This is a genomic window from Enterococcus sp. HY326, assembly GCF_026157065.1.
GTDB lineage: Bacteria > Bacillota > Bacilli > Lactobacillales > Enterococcaceae > HY326.
In genome coordinates this window covers 50,189-69,105 of the sequence record NZ_JANLGQ010000009.1, presented here as the reverse complement: position 1 = coordinate 69,105, position 18,917 = coordinate 50,189, and the positions used below count along the sequence as shown (strand labels likewise).

Here is an 18,917-nt window from a genome sequence, read left to right as displayed (position 1 = left end):
TTTGGAAAAACACCATGATTGTGATAGAATAATAATGTATATCTATGTTCATTTTTAAATCGCGCTGATTTCAGATTGGTGCGATTTTTCAAGTCATAGGTTGCATCATTTCCAAACATTGGAGGTGAAAGTATGGCAAGTCGAATACCTGATGCCAAAATCGATGAAATTCGGCAAAAAACTAATATCGTCGAAGTGATTGGACAATATGTCCAGTTAAAAAAATCAGGGAAGAATTATCTCGGATTGTGTCCTTTCCACAATGAAAAATCACCATCCTTTTCAGTGGCGGAGGACAAACAGATATTTCACTGCTTTGGCTGTGGTAAAGGCGGAAATGTGTTTGGCTTTATTCAGGAAATCGAAGGATTGAGTTTTCCTGAAGCAGTCGTGAAAGTTGCCGAATTAGAGAACCTTCCAATTGATCAAGCATGGCAGCAGGCCACTCCAAGGGAAGACACCCAAAATTCACAGCAACGACAATTAATTGAGCTTCATGAAAAAGCACAAGAATTGTATCACCACATGTTGATGAACACGAAAGCCGGCGCAGAGGCGTTGGAATATTTGTATCAACGTGGCTTAACCAAAGAGTTAATCACGGATTTTAAGTTAGGATTTGCCCCTTTGCAGCGGATTTTTTTAGCAAAAATTTTTGAAAATGAAACCATAGATCCGCAATTGTCAGAAGCCTCAGGTCTATTTGTCCAACAAAGTGATGGCAACTTTTTAGACCGCTTTTACCAGCGTATTATGTTTCCCATTCAAGACTTTCAAGGACGCACGATTGGCTTTTCCGGCAGATTACTGCCGACGGAAGATTTTTCCGGTGAAGATCAGCCAAAGTATTTAAACAGCCCGGAAACAGTCTTATTTAACAAGCGGGACGTCCTCTATAATTTTGCTGCAGCGCGACCAACCATTCGTAAAACCCAGACTGTTTTTTTATTTGAAGGCTTTATGGATGTTATTTCAGCGTGGCAAAGCGGTGTCAAAAATGGCATTGCATCAATGGGGACTAGCTTGACAAATCAACAGATTGCCGGGATTCAAAGGGTCGCTAAACAGGTAGTCATCGCCTATGATGGGGATGCTGCAGGTGTCGAAGCGACCAATCGTGGGATTCAATTGCTGCAAAGTAATAGCCGTCTAGATGTGACGATTGTTAGTTTGCCAGAAAAGCTTGATCCGGATGAGTATCGCAAAAAGTATGGCGACGAGGCCTTGGCTGAAGTTTTATTACACGGTCAGGAAACGGTTTTTACCTTTAAGAAAAATTATTTGCGCCACAATCGCAATATGCAAAATGAAAAGGAACAGCTGGAATATATTGAAGATGTGTTGACAGCACTAGTCGAAGTTTCCTCTCCAATTGAACAAGATCGCTATCTGACGCAATTGGCCCAGGAATTTAATCTAGGGCGGGATACCTTGCAACAGCAGCTGCGCTTATTGAAGGAAACGCAACGACAAGAGCAGCGACGGCAAGTTCAAGTAGAGCAATACTCAGTTCCAGATGAGCTGCCAACAGTCACCGCAGCGCCTAAAAAGAAACTGAGCCAAGTGGAAAAAGCCGAGCAGATGCTCTTATATCGCTTGTTCAATGAGATTACAGTGCGTAGGCAGTTGAGCCAAGTTGAGTTTCATTTTGCCCATGATAGTTATCAAGAATTATATGTTTTATTAGAAGGTTATCTGGCAACTGTTCATGAGTTTGTCTTTGCTGATTTTTTAGATTTTTTAAAGGACCCGCAACTGAAACAGTTCGCCATTGAAATTGCTTATCTCAATCTGTCGGAGGAAAGTTCTCCCCAAGAAATTCACGATCTTTTGCAGGTGATTGCCAAGGCTAGCATTGCTGATGAAATCAATCAAAAAAAACGACAGCAGCAAGAAGCCAGCCAAAAAGGCAACCGGCAGTTGGAAGTGGAATTGCAGATTGAAATATTTAATTTGATTAAACAATTAAAGCAAGCGTAATGCTTTTGAAAGGGGCCCTTTTTAGATGGCTGAAGAAACAAAAAAATTAACCTATGAAAAAGCACTGTCCAAATTTATTAAAGAGAACAAACCAAAAGGTCAAGTAGTTTATGATGAACTAACCAACCAATTGGCTACACCTTATTCACTAGGTGCTGAGGAAATGGACAAGCTGATTCAACAAGTTGAAGATGCCGGCATCAGTGTTGTTGATGAAAATGGCGACCCTTCAACCCACAGCTTGAAAAAAGATGAAAAAGTAGCCGAAAAGGCCCAACAAGAAGATTTATCTGCGCCGACTGGCGTTAAAATTAACGACCCAGTGCGGATGTATTTAAAAGAAATTGGTCGGGTATCTCTGTTAAATGCAGAAGAAGAAGTTGCCTTAGCCTTGAAGATTGAAGAAGGCGACCAAGAAGCAAAACAACGTTTAGCTGAAGCTAACTTGCGCCTAGTAGTTAGTATTGCCAAGCGGTATGTCGGTCGTGGTATGCAATTTCTTGATTTAATTCAAGAAGGAAATATGGGTCTGATGAAGGCCGTTGAAAAATTTGATTACCGTAAAGGCTTCAAATTTTCGACGTATGCAACTTGGTGGATTCGCCAAGCCATCACCCGGGCAATCGCCGACCAAGCACGGACGATTCGGATTCCTGTGCATATGGTGGAAACCATCAACAAATTGATTCGGATTCAACGGCAATTATTGCAAGACTTAGGCCGGGAACCAACACCAGAAGAAATCGGTGCTGAAATGGACTTGCCGACTGAAAAAGTTCGGGAAATTTTGAAAATTGCCCAAGAGCCAGTTTCATTAGAAACGCCAATTGGTGAAGAAGATGATTCTCATTTAGGTGATTTCATTGAAGACCAGGAAGCAACCAGTCCAGCAGAACATGCTGCCTATGAATTATTGAAGGAACAATTAGAAGATGTCTTAGACACCTTAACAGACCGTGAAGAAAACGTGCTGCGTTTGCGTTTTGGTTTAGATGACGGCCGGACGAGAACCTTAGAAGAAGTCGGCAAAGTTTTCGGTGTGACTAGAGAACGGATTCGTCAAATTGAAGCGAAAGCGTTGCGGAAATTGCGCCATCCATCTCGTTCTAAACAATTACGAGACTTTTTAGAATAAAATGATTATTTTCAATGACCTGAATGTTAAAAAGCATTCAGGTTTTTTACTTTTCTGGCAAAAAGTTGAGAAAGTCATGAAAATCAGTTGGAAGTCAGCCGGCTTTATGATAAATTTATAATAATAACAAGTAGTAAAGAAAGGGTGAGTTTATTGGTAGATGCAGTTTGTCCAAAATGCGGCTATGTAAATCTAGAATTATTGGATTACTGTCCAAATTGCGGCTTTCAATTGCGGGGAACCAGCGGAACCAATCATCCCAATGCTGGAATTTCTGATGAAGAGATTCCCGAAAATATTATAAATCGCGAAGAACCGATTGCCAACAGCGGTCAAGTAATCTTTGCTTTTCCAGCTGGCTTTGGGGAAATGATGGCCGAGCCTGCAGAAATTGAAGAAGTTTCCAATGCCGATATAATCCAAGAGAGCGTCATTTTACCTTGGAAAAAACAAGAGTTAGCGAAGGAAAACAATAATTCGAGTACAGCTATTGCCATTGAAGAAATGGCTACTTCAACAGAAGTGGATTCTAACTCTTTGACAGAGGACTTTTTTGAGGAGGACACCAGTGCAGCATCAGATGATGATGGGTTAGCTGAAGAGCAAACAGAGGCAACAATTAAAGCAGATACTGATTTGATTGATTCAGAAGAAAGTGTTGTAGAAGCGTCAGAACCAGAAACAGATGAAGCCTCAGCTTCTGAACTTGTAAATATAACAACTGAAGTTGATAATTCTGATGAGGAAACTCAAGTTGAGGCAGCTGAAGATTCAGCAGAGATGGCGATAGTTGCAGATGATGTTGATGAGGATGACGAATCCACAGAGGCTAATGAGTCTGAAATCACTGAAGAAATTTCAGATGAAGCTGTCGCTTCAACTGAGGAAACAGCTGCGGATAGTTCAAAAGAAGAGCCAACAGATGATTCTATTGAACCAGTCGAAGCTCCCAATGGTTTATCAGAGGTTCTATCAGGTGAGGCAGTGGTAGCAGAGCCTGAGATAACAGCAGGAACTATTTCCCGAATCTTAGAAGAATTAGCAGTCATTGAAGCCTTGTTACAGGCTGAAAAAGAAAAGTTAGCCTTAACTCAACAATCCTCATCTTCAGAAAACACTTCGTTGATAGCAGCTGAGTCTACTACCCAACAGCCAGCTGCCACAAAAATTGAGGCGATGGTGGAGGAGTATGTAGGTAATGAGTCAGATGAGCAGGCACTTTCTTCAGATGAGGAAGATTGGATTGAAGAGATTGAAGCAGCCAGTGGTGGAGTTCATTTAGCGATTGTTAACAATCTATTGTTGAATGTGATGCTGATGTTTGTGATTGCTGCGGGAATTTTAGCGTTGCAATATTTTATCCTATCTCATTTCACCTCTGAATTATTGCTATTAAGTCAACAATGGGGTTATTTAGATGTTACTTGGATGCTTAGTATTTCCAATGGGATTTTACTGATTATTCTAATTGTTTTAATTGTTCCATTGGTCATCGCTTTGACTAGCGGTATTAAAGATTTAATCAAGTTCTTCAAATTTTCACGGTAACATTTTTTATCCATTAAAAAAATGTTATACTGTTTAATATCTATGGATGAACCAGTAGGCTTCCAGGAGTTTTCTGGTTTTTCTTTTGGATATTTTTTCAAATGCAGCAAAGAAGGTCTTTTTTAAATAATCTTAAAGCAACTTTATAGACTGGAAAAACTATGCTACATTAAAAATTAGTGATGAGGGGAGCGCATAGTGTTGCAGGATAATTATTGCCCAGCCTGTGGTTATGAATATTCTGGCGATTTAGCTTACTGTCCGATTTGTGGCTATCCTTTATGGGAATTAGCGGCAGCGGATGACGAGGATAGCCTCAGCGAAATCCAGCCAGCCGCTCCAGCAGTGAATGAACCAGCGTCAACTCCGGATCAAATCTCTTGGTCAGATACCGATCTGATTCAAGCCAGCAGTTCATTAAATAGTCTGCAAAATAAAGAGCCTGCTGATTTACCTGAGAAAATCACAATCAACCCTCATAAACGAGTAGGCAATCGACCATTAGTAAACTCTTCTGATGGGCAAAAAGTAAGGGAATTAAAAGAATCAGAAAAAGTTGATTTGGTACATAATGAAGCAGATATTACCTTGGCTGCTCAGATGATTTCCGCTCAAAAAGCATTGTTTGAGCATCTGCCGGTAAACAGACTGCCAGTTAAACGCAAGCTTTATCCGCCAACTCTTTTTGCCGAAGAAGCAGATAGAAGAGAAAAAGCGGATGTCATTCAAACCAATCCCCCCGGCTTGTTTGGTGGGGAGCAAGTAGAATATAGTGAAAAAAATACAGTAGAAAATCAAAAAGAAGGTGAACTCCGCCAGATGAGTAAGAAGAAAAAGAAAAAAGCAGGGAAGACTTCAGAAGAATTGAAGATAGAAGAAAGCAAAACAGCTGCTGATAAGAACGACAAAAATAAAATTGATGCATCCGTGACTGATACAAATGCTGCCCAAGATAACCTTGAGCAAAAAGCACCAGACAAGCCTAATTCAGACAAAGATACTGAAATGAAAGAAACACCGATTAACGATGATATTCAATGGTCTGAATTTGAAGAAATGCCGATTGGGTCTGTCAAAGAAATTCTTGATGAAGACTTAAATGATGCTGAGACCAAAGAATCCGCTGCTAATGAAAATGGCTTAAGTAAATTTACTCCAGAGACTCCTGTTGAGGAAGAGACCGAAGAAACTACCAATCTGGAAAAACGGGGCACAAAATCAGAGGCAAAAAAAGCAGACAAAACATCAGCGAAGCCTAAAAAACTGACAGCCAAAGAAATTGTCGCCCAAGCTCAATTACGACAAAGCGAGCAGGACACCGAAGAGGATTCAGCAAATCATATCTTGGCCCAGTATATGAAGGAACATCGCCATGAATATACTGCCGAAGAAGTTGCAGAGATTGAAGAAGAGCAAGCGGCTCAAAATCGCAAAAATAGCTTAGAAGATAGCCTTAATGAAGAAGTGTCTGAAAAAGAACAATTCAGCTCTCTTTCAGGTGCTACCGAAATTAGTAGAGAAGAGATTGTAGAAGTTAATGAGACAGACAATGACAGTCAAGCAGTAGAAATGACTGAAAATAAGGATGTTCAAGAAGTAACAGAAGAAAGTTCTACCTCGATTGAGAAGGGTAATTCAGTAGGTTCAGCTATAGATGACAGCGATGAGCAAAATAGTGAAGTAGCTGCTGAAACTGAGAACTCTGCAATAGAAGCGAGTGAAGCAAGCGAATCTTCTGAACAAAATTCAGCAGTTGAACCTCCTCAAGATGAGAGCAATGAACTAACAAGTGATAATTCAGCGAAGAAAACAGATAATAATTTACAGGTGAATATCCAAGATTTATCTGATACCGATGAGGTTGCGCCCGTCTCATCTGAAAAAACGCAAGAAGAGTCGACAACTAATGAGTCAGAAACTTCAGCAGATCAAGCACAAGCACCTAAGTTTTCAATTAAAGACAAGCTGCCAGTTTTTGGCGAAAAAGAATTGGAAATCGAAAAAGCTAAAGTAGAGGCTGAGTTAGCCGAAATTGCTGCCAAAGAAGCAGCGGCTAAAAAGGCAACAGAGGAAGCAGAAAAAGCCAAGGTTGAACGAGTAGCTCAAGCCGTCGAAAATGCTGAGACCGTTAAACGTGAAAAAGAATTTGAACGGTTGATTCAAGAAAAAGAAGCAGAGGATGCCCGGATTGCAGCAGAGCGGGAACAAGCTCGTATAGCTAGAGAGCAGGCTAAAGCTGAGGCAGCTGCGCAACAGCCAATGGATGATGCGACACCAACACCAATTGAAACAGAAGAAACACCGCAAAAGCCAAGCTCGGCACCAGTAAAATCAGTTTTCCCTGAACGGGGAGCTGATTCTGAGCGTAAAGTCGAGAAAATGGGCAAAGCTAGCGAGAGTTCTGATAAACAACCTAAGCACAAAGTCTCTGAGACTGTTGCTGAGGATGCCATTTCTAAACGTACGAGCAGTTCTAATCGTAAAAAATGGATCTATGCTGGAGTTGCGGCAGTTGTTTTATTAGGAGCAATCGGTGCTGGCTATGCGTATCAGCAAAATGCAGCTAATCAAGAGCAAGCCACTCAAGAATCGATTACCAATGCAATTGATGACTTGGAAACGCAAGTGGCAGATTATTATACCGATGATAGCCAAGTATTTATCAATCCTGAGATGGTCAGCAATGATTTAGATAGCTTAAAAGCAAGCATTGATGAATACGATAACTCAGATCGCTACAGCGATTTAGTTGCTGACTATGAGCAACTATCAGAAAAAGTTACCAGCATTCGCAGTATCAATAATTTATTCACCACGCCAATTATTAATGGTGATGCTTTGACTGAAAATCCTTTACTCGCTTCCAATAGTCCGATTACGGTCACCGAAGCTAGCGAAACAGATGGTTTGAGTACGTTATTGAATCAAGCTTTAGCTGAAGCTAACAGTCAATATCAAACCCTACAGGCAGCTATTCAAGCAGTGGCAGTTGTCTATGCTGATGGCGCAGTCGTCAGTGGAGCCACAACTGAACAGTTCAACAATGCTGCAGCAGCTGTAGCAGCCGTTCAAAATCAAGAGTTAGTGACAGATTTATTGAGCCAATTGGAAGAAGTAAACACCGCTTTAAATGACGCAACAAATGAAGGCGATAGTAATGACAGTGCAGCTAGTGATACTGGTTCGACTTCAGGTGGCAACAGTTCAACAGAAAGTGATAGTGGTTCAACCTCTGGCGGCTCTACAAGCTCTGGCTCAAGCAGTGGTAGTTCTGGTTCAAGCTCAGCTAGCGGCTCAAATGCAGCAAGCACACCTTCTTATTCCGGGAATACCTCTTATACAGTTGGTGATGGCGGAGCTTTAGTTGGCTTTGTGATGAATGATAATGGTCAACCGATTGTCGAATCCAATCCGGCTGACATTGCCAATACAACAGATAGTGCATGGACTTGGGGTAGTGGCATTCAAGAAAAAGTTTTAAATGTCTGCCGTGAAAGAGGCTATTTCAGTGGGGATAATTACGCTTTCGAACCGGCCTTAATTGTTGATGGCGATGGTTTTTATAATCTTTATCGTGTTGAAAGTAACGGTTCTAGAACCTATCTAGTAACAGTTAACTGTAAAACAAGTTGGTTTAAAGGAAATGGTCCTGGTGGCCCGAACACCAGAGTGAATTAAATATAAGTTTAAAGATCGTGACATTAGTCAAAACAGATAGCTAACGCAAATGCTGCTTATGGATGTTCTTACTTTGAAGGAAGTGGACAGCCCGAGTGAATGGATCAATTGGTTATTATCTGTTGTCTTGGCTAATGCTGCGGTCTTTTCTTTTCCAAAACCTAGCCGTTTTTTTCTTGCACACGCCATCTTTCTTCGGTAATATATGGAAATAACGGAAAAAAGAAGGTTGTTTGAATGGAGATAACAAAGGAGTATCAAACGTTTCAACAGGGGATTAAAGATTGTCTGCCAACTGTTTTAGGCTACATCGGCATTGGGATTGCCGCTGGCGTCGTCGGAAAAGGTGTCGGTTTATCCGTCATGGAAATTATGCTGATGTCGGTTTTTATTTACGCAGGCAGTGCTCAATTTATCATTAGTGGCATGCTGGCACTGCAGACACCGGTTTTAGCTATCATTTTAACGACTTTTTTAGTGAATCTGCGACATTTTTTGATGAGCATGTCGGTGGCCAATCATTTTAAAAAGGCCCCATTGATAGAAAGTATCGGCATCGGGACTTTGTTGACAGATGAGTCTTATGGCGTTTTGGCAACGGTCATCAATAAAGGCAATCAGGTTTCAGTAGCCTGGACCAATGGATTAAATGTCACAGCCTATTTAGCTTGGATTTTAGCAACCGGCTTAGGCGGCTTTTTGGGGGGGATTTTACCTGATCCAGAAATATTAGGCTTGGACTTTGCCTTAACTGCAATGTTTGTCGGCTTGTTTGCCCTGCAGGCGGTAACACCCCTCAAACAAAAAACTAAACAAACTTTGATGATTATTTTAGTTGTTTGTGTTAGTTTATATGTGGCGATGGCCTTTGTCTCAGCAGAATTAGCTGTCATTTTAGCGACTTTAATCGGTTGTTTAGTAGGGACGGTGACAGGCGATGAGTAATTACTTTTTGATTATGCTGGTGGGCTGTTGTATAGTAACTTGGATACCACGGATTGTGCCATTTGTCATTTCTAAAAAAATGGTCTTCCCCAACTGGCTGGAAAGATTTTTAAGCTACCTGCCCCTATGTATTTTAACAGCGTTGTTGCTACAAAGTGTTCTAGATTATCGAGAAGGCGCCTTTCCAGGCTTGAAGGGCTTAGAATTTCTGGCTTGTCTGCCGACCTTAATTGTTGCAATGCGGACTAAGGATTTGATGAAAACGGTAATTGTCGGGATTGTGACGATTGCCTTATTGAGATTTATTTTATAAAAAGCGGAGGATTAAAAATGAACGAATTGTTAGCAACGGTTTTCACTGGTCTGATTACCGATGAAAATGAAGACTATTATTTTCTACAAAAAAATGGGATGACGTTTCAATTAGATAAAAAAGAAGGCACCCATCAACTTGGGGATGCAGTAGAGGGCTTTGGTTTTATTAATCAAAAGCATCAAGCAGCAATCACGACAAAAATTCCGGCTGCCGGCATTGGAAAATATGCCTTTGGCGAAGTGACGGGTACAAGAAAAGATTTAGGGGCCTTTGTGGATATTGGCTTACCTGATAAAGACGTAGTTGTTTCCTTAGACGAGCTGCCAACGATGCGGGAATTATGGCCCAAAACTGGTGATCGTTTAATGGTCGGTTTAACAGTCGATGTCAAAGACCGCATCTGGGCTACACTAGCTGAGGAGAAAATGTTTACCGCAATGAGTCGTCGGGGAACCGAGGAGCTGAAAAATAAAGACATTAAAGGAACTATCTATCGTTTGAAATTAATCGGCAGCTATTTGCTAACTGATGATTTTTATATCGGTTTTGTTCATCCCTCAGAACGCTTTACTGAACCCCGCTTGGGTCAGGTGGTGGAAGGTCGAGTAATTGGTGTGCGCCCGGATGGTGTTTTAAACATGTCCTTAAAGCCGCGGGCTCATGAAACCATTAGTGATGACGCGGCCATGATTTTGGTTGTCTTAGAGCGCTCTGCAGAAAAACGAATTCCTTTTACCGATAAATCTGATCCCGAAGAAATTAAGCAAACCTTTGGTATCAGCAAAGGCCAATTCAAGCGGGCTATTGGCAATTTATTGAAGAATAAAAAAATCAAACAAGAAGACGGTTTTACTATTTTAATTGAAAAATCTAATTGAGAATCGCTTGCTATTTCTTGGTGGTTATTTTATAATTGTTTTAATCTATCAACGAGATTATTTAGTTTTAATTAAAATGATTATAATCTGGAAACCGGAGGAGAAAGATGAATACAGCATTAGCCTTGAAAAAAACCAAAAAACAATTGCATGAATCGGGCTTTAAGTTGACTCCTCAGCGAGAAGCCACCTTACTGGTACTTCTTGAAAATGAAAAAGATCATATGTCTGCCGAAGAAATTTATTTTTTAGTTAAACAAAAAAATTCTGAGATTGGTTTAGCGACCGTCTATCGGACTTTAGAAATTTTGACGGATTTAAAAATTGTCGATAAAGTCAGCTTCAATGATGGATTGGCCCGCTATGATTTACGAAAAGAGGGCGCCCAACATTTCCATCATCATCTTTTATGTTTAGAATGTGGAAATATTGAAGAGGTGGAAGAAGATTTACTTTTAGGTGTTGAACAGATTGTCGAGGAGCGTTTTCATTTTCTTGTGAAAGATCATCGGCTAACCTTTCACGGCATTTGTCAAGATTGCCAGCAAAAACAAGCAGCAGCGAAATTAGCTGCAAAAACTCAAGAAGCATCTGTCTAATTCAGGCAGATGTTTTTATTTGCCGACAAATCGTTGAGGGTGCTATTTTTTTTGGCTTTTTTTTGCTAAAATGGAAAGGTTGAAGGTGGTGAAGGCATTGGAAGATCAGATCAAAGATTATTTGCAGTATTTGACGATTGAACGAGGCTTGTCATTGAATACTCGTGTCAGTTATCAACGAGATTTGCAGCATTATTATCAGTTCCTGCAGGATAGAAACATTTCGACTTGGTCAGCGGTTGACCGCTTTGTGGTGCTGGATTTTTTGCAAAAATTAAAAGAAGATGGTTTGGCTGCGGCTTCGATTACACGAATGGTGTCGACCTTGCGGCGTTTTCATCAATTTTTGCGGCAGGAGCGTTTTGTCGATCACGATCCGATGCAGCACATTGATTCACCGAAAAAAAATCAAAAATTACCCAATACTCTTAGTATCGAAGAGGTTGAACGGTTGATTGAAACGCCGGATACAACCAAAACATTAGGAATTCGTGACCGGGCCATTTTAGAAGTAATGTATGCAACCGGTTTGCGGGTGAGTGAATTAATTGGCCTACGTTTAGGTAATTTACATTTGGCGATGGGCTTAATTCAGACGATTGGTAAAGGCGATAAGGAAAGAATTATTCCATTAGGGGATTATGCGATTCACTGGGTGGAGCGCTACTTGCAGGAATCTCGCCCGCTCTTGACCAAAAAACATCCCGATGAAACTTTTCTTTTCGTGAACAGTCATGGAACTGGGTTATCGCGGCAAGGTATTTGGAAAAATTTGAAGGCTCTAGTACGGGAGGCGGGCATCACGAAAACAGTCACTCCCCATACTTTACGCCATAGTTTTGCTACGCATTTACTGGAAAATGGAGCTGATTTACGGACGGTACAGGAGTTGTTAGGTCATGCTGATATCTCTACAACGCAAATTTATACGCATATTACCAAAAAACGGATGACAGATGTTTATAAAGAATATTTTCCGCGGGCTTGAAAGTGCAATAGTCCCAAGCCCAAAAGGAGTTTACTGTGGAAGAAATAAAAGTAAAATTAGATGTATTTGAAGGTCCTCTGGATCTGCTTTTGCATTTAATCAAAAAGTTTGAAATTGATATTTATGATATTCCGATTGCCGAGGTGACGGAACAATATATGCATTACATTCATACGATGAAGACCTTAGAATTGGAACTGGCTGGCGAGTATATCGTGATGGCGGCAACTTTGATGGCGATTAAAAGCCAAATGTTACTGCCAAAGCCTGAACTGGAAATCGATCCCGATGAAGAAGTTGAAGGGGAAGATCCGCGGGATGCTTTAGTAGCGCAGCTCTTGGAGTATCGCAAATTTAAATATGCCGCTGAAGTCCTTTCGGAAAAGGCCGAAGAGCGCAGTTTGTATTTTACTAAAGAACCGACGGATATTTCTTCTTATCAGGAGAAACCAAATCAGCGGCCAACGGTGCAATTAAATACGATAGATTTGTTCTTTGCCTTCCATCAAATGCTAGAGAAACGTCGGAAAAAACAACCGTTAGAAACCACCATCACTTCGGATAATATTTCGATAGAAGAAAAGATGGCCTATATTGAAACCAAGTTAAAACAAGTGCCCAAAACCGGTGAGAAATTTGAAACATTTTTTACTAGCTTCACCAAAGCTGACATTGTGACAACGTTTATGGCCCTTTTGGAATTGATGAAAGGCGGCGTGATTCGCGCCGAACAATCGGGAAATTATAGTCAAATTACCCTTTTTCCGATTGATAGGAGTATAGAAAATGAGTAAATTAAGAGATTTGGAAGCCCTGCTATTTGTCGTTGGCGAGGAGGGCATTGGCTTAGAGGAACTTAGCTATCTATTGGAAATGGAAACTGCTGATGTTTATCAGTCCCTAGACGAGCTGAAACAGTTGTATTATGAAAATAAAAACAGTGCTTTGAATATTTTAGAAACCGGCAATCATTTTATCTTGACGACTAAAAAGGAAATGTCGCCACTGTTGAAGCGCTATGCTCAATCACCTGCTTCCAATAAATTATCCCAAGCAGCTTTGGAAACATTATCGATCATCGCCTACAAACAGCCGATTACCCGGGTGCAGATTGATGAAATCCGCGGGGTCCAATCCAGCGGAGCCGTTCAAAAATTGGTAGCGAATCAATTAATTGCAGAAAAAGGTCGTGTGGAGGGCCCGGGGCGCGCAATATTATATGGAACGACGGAATTTTTTATGGATTATTTTGCGTTAAAATCTTTGGAGGAATTACCGCCAATTGATGGCATGGAAGAACAATTGGAGGCAGAGATGCCCTTTGATTTATTCTTTGAACGCTATAACAAAAGCGATTTAGCTTATGAAGAGGATGCAGTGAAGGATGAACAAGCTACCACTGATGTAGCAGAAATAAACTCTGCTACAGCCGATGGAACCGAAATTGCCGAGAATGTGGCTGATGAGGATGCCACAGAAAAGGCTACGGACAAAGCCAATGCATTCGACACAGCAAACTCTGATCAGGCAGCATTGAGTGAAAAAGACCAGCTACAATCTGACCCACTTGAAGAAACTTCTGAGGAAGAATAAAAATAGAACGCAATAAAATTCCTGAGGAGGAAAATGAATATGGAAAGATTACAAAAAGTTATCGCTCATGCGGGTATCGCTTCAAGGCGCAAAGCTGAAGAATATATTTTACAAGGACGGGTCAAAGTTAACGGCAAATTAGTGACAGAGCTTGGTGTCCAAGTCGCAAAAGGCGATCAAGTAGAAGTCGATGGGGTGCCGATTACCCAAGAAGATTACGTTTATTATTTACTAAATAAACCCCGCGGCTATATCTCGTCGGTTACAGATGACAAAGAGCGCAAGGTTGTCACTGATTTGATTCCAGATGAAACCCGCCGGATTTATCCAGTGGGGCGTTTGGATTATGATACAACCGGATTGTTATTACTAACCAATGATGGCGAGCTGGCCAATTTATTAACCCATCCGAAACATGAGGTCGACAAGGTCTATGTGGCAAAAGTCAAAGGCATTGCAACTAAGCCAGATTTGATGCCTTTAACCCGAGGCGTGTGCATCGAAGGGAAAAAAACGGCACCGGCACGCTTTGATATTATTTCTATCGATCATAAGACTGGTACGAGTATTGTGCAGTTGACCATCCATGAAGGACGCAACCATCAAGTGAAAAATATGCTGCAGGCGGTTGGTTTTCCCGTTCAAAAATTAAAACGGGAGCAATACGGTCCGCTGACACTTAAGGGAGTTCAAACCGGCCAATTTCGCGAATTAAGTCATAAAGAAGTCAATCAACTTAAGGAGCAAGTGAAATAATTCACTTTTTTCGAAACAAAAAGGTTGTAATTTTTTGGACAACTTGTATAATTAAATATGTAATACAAATAAAATATGAACGAGGTTCGTCTTCAGGGGCAGGGTGTAATTCCCGACCGGTGGTTATAGTCCACGAGCTGCTTTTTACCAAAGCGGCCGAATCGGTGTAATTCCGATACCGACAGTATAGTCTGGATAAAGAAGATAGGGCTTATTTGAATTAGATTGTTAATCAGATAACTCTATTTTTTCCTGTGGAAAAAATGGAGTTTTTTATTTTGATTTACGACTGATTTGATAGGTTCGTTGAAGATGAGTCCTTGCACTAGGAGGATTTCAATGAAAAGCAATCGTGTTCAAAAAATGGTGGTTGTCGCAATGTTGGCGGCGATGGCGACAGTGTTACAAACCGTACTGGAAATTCCAGTCATTCCAGCCTTCAGTTTTATGAAAATTGATTTTAGTGATTTACCAGTGATGATTAGTATGTTTTTATTTGGTCCAATGGCGGGCATTGCAACGGCATTGATTCGTTCAATCGTCCACCTATCGATTACAGGATTCAGCGTTCCCAATATGATTGGCGATGCAGCATCCTTCCTTGCAACAACAGTCTTCACGTTACCCATGTATTATTTCTTTAATCATGGTGCTGGCAAAATTAAAAATAAAGCCGCTGGAGTATTTTCCGGTATCCTTTGCTTAACTATTTTTATGAGTATCGCAAATTATTTTGTGATCACGCCGATGTACCTACACTTTTTCGGTCTTAATCTAGGTATGAGCATTGGCCAATACATTTTAGTTGGTGTTGTACCATTTAATATCATTAAGGGTGGTATCGTCAGCGCCGTCTTCTTGGTACTCTATACAAAATTATTTCCATGGTTATCGCGGCAACAAAAAACTATTAAAAATCATAGTATGATTAAATAAATCTACGCGACTCAAAAGCTAATCACCTGTCCCGTGACTTGGCTTTTGAGTTTTTTTATTTTGCGGTGAAATTTATCAGGATTAAAAACTTTTTCAAGAAAAAAATCAACACTACTCATTCCCTTTAATTTTGGTATAATGAAAGCTATAAAAATCAAAAATTAGAATTAGGTGAATGGAAATGAGATTATCAGAATTATTGTCCCGAGTTTTAGTCAATTCTCTAGAAAATATCACTGAAGAAAATTTAGATATGTTGGATATTAAAGGCGTGGCTCAGGATACCCGCAAAACCAAACAGGGGTTTTTATTTGTTTGTATTGAGGGTTATACTGTTGACGGCCACAAATTTGTCAAACAAGCAGTGGAGGAAGGCGCAATAGCAATTGTCGCTCAAAAACCGATTGAAACGGATGTGCCGGTAATCTATGTCAAAGATACCAATAAAGCATTGCCGCAATTGGCAGCGGCTTTTTATGATTATCCAAGTGAAGACTTAAAGATGTATGGTGTGACTGGTACAAACGGCAAGACGACTGTTACCCACATGATTGAACATATCTTAAGTGAAGATGGGCGTAAAACTGGTCTAATTGGAACGCTTTATAATCGAGTTGGTGACCGAGTGATTGAAACCGTCAATACAACGCCTGAAGCAGTGACTTTACAAGGTCTGTTTGCAGAAATGCGGGATGAAGGGGTCAGGGATTGTGTGATGGAAGTTTCCTCCCATGCTTTATATGAAGGCCGGACTTGGGGCGTTGATTTTGATGTGGCAGTCTTTACTAATTTATCCCAAGACCACTTGGACTTCCATAAAACAATGGATAATTATTTCTTAGCAAAAAGCTTATTGTTCTCTCAACTGGGCAGTTCATATGCCGGCAAAGAAAAATTTGCCGTGATTAATATAGATGACGAATACGGCGAGCGATTAGTACCATTGACTAGTGCCACGATTGTCAGCTATGGCTGTAAAGGTGTCGGCGATGTGCAAGCGGCAAATATTGTAACTAAAGTTGACGGGACTCATTTTGATTTATTAGTCAACGGTGCAAGCTATCCAGTTCGTTTGCCACAAATTGGTCATTTTAATGTCTACAATGTTTTGGCTGCGGTTGGTGCAACGATTGTCAAAGGGATTGCTCCAGAAACAATCGTGTCAGCGTTGAATACCTTCACAGGTGTTCGGGGACGGATGCAGCTGGTGCCTAATGTTCAAGAAAAGACAATTATTGTTGATTTTGCCCATACACCAGATGGTTTGGAAAATGTCCTAGACACGTTAAATAAGATTAAAACCGGAAAAATCATTACAGTGGTCGGTTCTGGTGGGGATCGAGATAAAACGAAGCGCCCTAAAATGGCTCAGGCGGCCGCGAAATTAAGTGATTATGTTATCTTCACTTCAGATAATCCGCGGACAGAAGACCCACAGGCGATTATTGATGATATGGTGGCAGGATTAGCCTTTGACGATTTTGAAACGGAAGTTGATCGTCGCACAGCTATTCAAAAAGCGTTAGCAGCAGCGGATGAAAATGATATCATCCTAATTGCTGGTAAAGGTCATGAAACTTATCAGATTATTGGTACTATTAAATATGATTTTGACGATGTCAAAGTTATTGAAGAGTTTTTAGCGAAATAAAGTCTTAGGATTGAACTGAAATAGTGGCTATTTTGGTTCAATCTTTTTTTAAATTTTTGATTTTGCCTAAAACCTTAGTTATTTTTAGTTAAGGAAAATTTATAAGGAGTGATAAAAATGGACTACAAAGAGGATTACAAGGATTTAGCAAAAACCCAAAGTGCTTTGCGAAAAAACGCACCTGAACTAATGGGAAAATTCAGTGAAGTAGCCAAAGAAGCTTTAGCCCCAAAACATTTGCCAACAAAGGTTAAAGAATTGATGGCTCTAGCGATTGGCATTTCGGTGCGTTGTGAAGGTTGTATCTTAGGTCATGTCAGAGACGCCATCAAAGCCGGCGCTACTATCGAAGAAATTACTGAAACAGTTGAGGTTGCCATTTTAATGGGGGGCGGTCCAGCAACTGCTTATGGTGCCAAGGCGCTTTCAATCGCTGAGTATTTATTTAGTCAAAAGTAGATTACTAAAAATGGTGTGTGACCGGTTAAAGTCACACACCAATTTTTTATTTATTATAGAAATTAAACAAGCCGCCAATTGTTTTTTCAGGTAGGGCTACTTCTTGGCCATCTAAAGTAACTTTGGAAATAGTGTAGTAGTCCTCAATGTCGGGGACTTCTAGTTGTTGCCGAGCGACAAACTCAGCAGGGCTTTTATACGTTTTTACTTGTTCATTTCCGGCAACGATATAATGGATTTCTAACATTTACATCAACTTCCTTCAGCTTATTCGCAGAGGTTCTCTGCTTTCTTACAAGATGAGTATAGCACCAGCCTAAAAATTATACGAAAATTTCGTATTGTAAAGAGGACTTAGTTTTCTTTACTTAAAATTTACACGAGTTTACTGCTAATTTACAAAAAGTCTATTCTCTCTTTACATGGGTTTGCTAAACTTTGTTTTGTAATAAAGAAAGGGAGAAAACAAAATAATGAAAAAAACAATTTTTAGTTTAGTATTTGCAGGAGTTCTATTAGCAGGTTGTGGTTCAACAGGAGCAACCGGCGATTCATCTAGTGGGTCATCAGCAACAGGCAGTGGAGACACAGTTCAAATCACAGCTGTGGGTTCAACCGCGCTGCAACCATTAGTCGAAGCAGCTGGTGAAGAATTTGCAGCAAATAATGCAAACTATCAAATTTCAGTTCAAGGCGGCGGCAGCGGAACTGGCTTGAGCCAAGTAGAGAGCGGAGCGGTGACAATTGGAAACTCTGATGTCTTCGCTGAAGAAAAAGATGGCGTGGATGCAAGCAAAATCGTGGACCATCAAGTAGCGATTGTCGGCATGGGACCAGTTATCAACTCTGAAGTTGGCGTGACTGATCTTTCTAAAGAGGATTTAGTCAAAATCTTTACCGGCGAAATTACCAATTGGAACGAAGTCGGCGGAGCGGATCAAGAAATCGTCGTCATTAACCGGGCTAGTGGTTCTGGTACGCGTTCAACTTTTGAAAAATGGGCCTTAGACGGCGCAACACCAATTGAATCACAGGAACAAGATTCTTCTGGTACAGTTCGTCAAATTGTCAGCTCAACACCTGGTGCTATCAGCTACTTAGCTTTTTCATACTTTGATGATTCTTTAACAGCTTTATCCATTGATGGTGTTGAACCAGTTGCCGAAAATGTTGAAGACAACAGCTGGACAATCTGGTCTTATGAACATATGTATACTAATGGCGAGCCGGATGCAGATGTGCAAGCATTTATCGATTACATCATGAGTGATGATGTTCAAAACGGTATCGTACAAGATTTAGGCTATCTGCCAGTGAATTCAATGCAAGTTCAACGTTCTGTTGATGGCGATATTACTGAAGTAAACTAATTTTCACCCCCGAAAATAGTTTTGTTTAAAACCTAAAAGACGCAAGTACCCAAAGTGGTAGTTGCGTCTTTTTACGTATTGGTTA

General features: G+C 40.6%; 16 protein-coding genes, 1 pseudogene and 1 riboswitch. Of the genes and pseudogenes, 16 read left to right on the top strand and 1 reads right to left on the bottom strand.

The features are described 5' to 3' along the window. The first annotated feature begins 132 nt into the window (after window positions 1-132). The 15 genes and pseudogenes from dnaG to ORH16_RS17370 all read left to right on the top strand — a co-directional run bounded on the left by dnaG (window position 133) and on the right by ORH16_RS17370 (window position 17,462). A complete protein-coding gene (dnaG, locus tag ORH16_RS17440; protein ID WP_265460182.1) occupies window positions 133-1,980 on the top strand; it encodes a DNA primase in 1,848 nt (615 codons plus the stop codon). 25 nt (window positions 1,981-2,005) lie between these two features. Beyond that, window positions 2,006-3,115: an RNA polymerase sigma factor RpoD gene (rpoD, locus tag ORH16_RS17435; RefSeq protein WP_265460181.1), complete on the top strand. Its 1,110-nt coding sequence runs from the start codon at window positions 2,006-2,008 to the stop codon at window positions 3,113-3,115. Window positions 3,116-3,259: 144 nt separating this feature from the next. Beyond that, window positions 3,260-4,663 (top strand): hypothetical protein, encoded by a 1,404-nt coding sequence (locus tag ORH16_RS17430; RefSeq protein WP_265460179.1) that lies wholly within the window; start codon window positions 3,260-3,262, stop codon window positions 4,661-4,663. Between the two features lie 201 nt (window positions 4,664-4,864). Further along, complete coding sequence (locus ORH16_RS17425; protein WP_265460178.1) at window positions 4,865-8,341, top strand: cell division site-positioning protein MapZ family protein; 3,477 nt, start codon at window positions 4,865-4,867, stop codon at window positions 8,339-8,341. A 237-nt stretch (window positions 8,342-8,578) separates the two neighbouring features. Then, entirely contained in the window at window positions 8,579-9,286 is a 708-nt protein-coding gene (locus ORH16_RS17420; RefSeq protein ID WP_265460177.1) for an AzlC family ABC transporter permease, read from the top strand. Then, on the top strand, window positions 9,279-9,599 hold the full coding sequence (locus ORH16_RS17415) for an AzlD domain-containing protein (RefSeq protein WP_265460176.1): 321 nt from the start codon (window positions 9,279-9,281) through the stop codon (window positions 9,597-9,599). The genes ORH16_RS17420 and ORH16_RS17415 overlap by 8 nt, the downstream gene beginning before the upstream one ends. A 17-nt stretch (window positions 9,600-9,616) precedes the next feature. After that, the gene (locus ORH16_RS17410; RefSeq protein WP_265460174.1) at window positions 9,617-10,480 is read left to right on the top strand and encodes a S1 RNA-binding domain-containing protein; all 864 of its coding nucleotides are present in this window, start codon (window positions 9,617-9,619) and stop codon (window positions 10,478-10,480) included. Between the two features lie 107 nt (window positions 10,481-10,587). After that, the gene (locus ORH16_RS17405; RefSeq protein WP_265460173.1) at window positions 10,588-11,079 is read left to right on the top strand and encodes a Fur family transcriptional regulator; all 492 of its coding nucleotides are present in this window, start codon (window positions 10,588-10,590) and stop codon (window positions 11,077-11,079) included. Between the two features lie 97 nt (window positions 11,080-11,176). Further along, a complete protein-coding gene (gene xerD, locus ORH16_RS17400) occupies window positions 11,177-12,067 on the top strand; it encodes a site-specific tyrosine recombinase XerD (RefSeq protein WP_265460172.1) in 891 nt (296 codons plus the stop codon). 35 nt (window positions 12,068-12,102) lie between these two features. Continuing rightward, window positions 12,103-12,861, top strand: a complete 759-nt coding sequence (locus ORH16_RS17395) for a segregation/condensation protein A (protein ID WP_265460171.1) — start codon at window positions 12,103-12,105, stop codon at window positions 12,859-12,861. After that, a pseudogene (gene scpB / locus ORH16_RS17390) lies at window positions 12,854-13,462 on the top strand (SMC-Scp complex subunit ScpB); the annotation flags it as partial. The gene ORH16_RS17395 and the pseudogene scpB, both read left to right, overlap by 8 nt. Window positions 13,463-13,699: 237 nt before the next feature. After that, window positions 13,700-14,416 carry a pseudouridine synthase gene (locus ORH16_RS17385; RefSeq protein WP_265460170.1) on the top strand — a complete coding sequence of 239 codons (717 nt, stop codon included), beginning with the start codon at window positions 13,700-13,702 and terminating at the stop codon, window positions 14,414-14,416. 84 nt (window positions 14,417-14,500) lie between these two features. Next, a riboswitch (FMN riboswitch) is annotated at window positions 14,501-14,626 on the top strand. Between the two features lie 129 nt (window positions 14,627-14,755). Continuing rightward, window positions 14,756-15,352, top strand: a complete 597-nt coding sequence (locus tag ORH16_RS17380) for an ECF transporter S component (protein ID WP_265460169.1) — start codon at window positions 14,756-14,758, stop codon at window positions 15,350-15,352. Between the two features lie 181 nt (window positions 15,353-15,533). After that, window positions 15,534-17,003, top strand: a complete 1,470-nt coding sequence (locus ORH16_RS17375) for a UDP-N-acetylmuramoyl-L-alanyl-D-glutamate--2,6-diaminopimelate ligase (RefSeq protein WP_265460168.1) — start codon at window positions 15,534-15,536, stop codon at window positions 17,001-17,003. Between the two features lie 117 nt (window positions 17,004-17,120). Next, window positions 17,121-17,462, top strand: a complete 342-nt coding sequence (locus ORH16_RS17370; RefSeq protein WP_265460167.1) for a carboxymuconolactone decarboxylase family protein — start codon at window positions 17,121-17,123, stop codon at window positions 17,460-17,462. A gap of 46 nt (window positions 17,463-17,508) precedes the next feature. Here the strand turns inward: ORH16_RS17370 and ORH16_RS17365 are convergent, their stop codons facing one another. Then, entirely contained in the window at window positions 17,509-17,709 is a 201-nt protein-coding gene (locus ORH16_RS17365; RefSeq protein WP_265460166.1) for a hypothetical protein, read from the bottom strand. Between the two features lie 226 nt (window positions 17,710-17,935). Here ORH16_RS17365 and ORH16_RS17360 point away from each other — a divergent pair, with 226 nt between their 5' ends. Next, complete coding sequence (locus tag ORH16_RS17360) at window positions 17,936-18,832, top strand: phosphate ABC transporter substrate-binding protein PstS family protein (protein ID WP_265460165.1); 897 nt, start codon at window positions 17,936-17,938, stop codon at window positions 18,830-18,832. The last annotated feature ends 85 nt before the right edge of the window (window positions 18,833-18,917 follow it).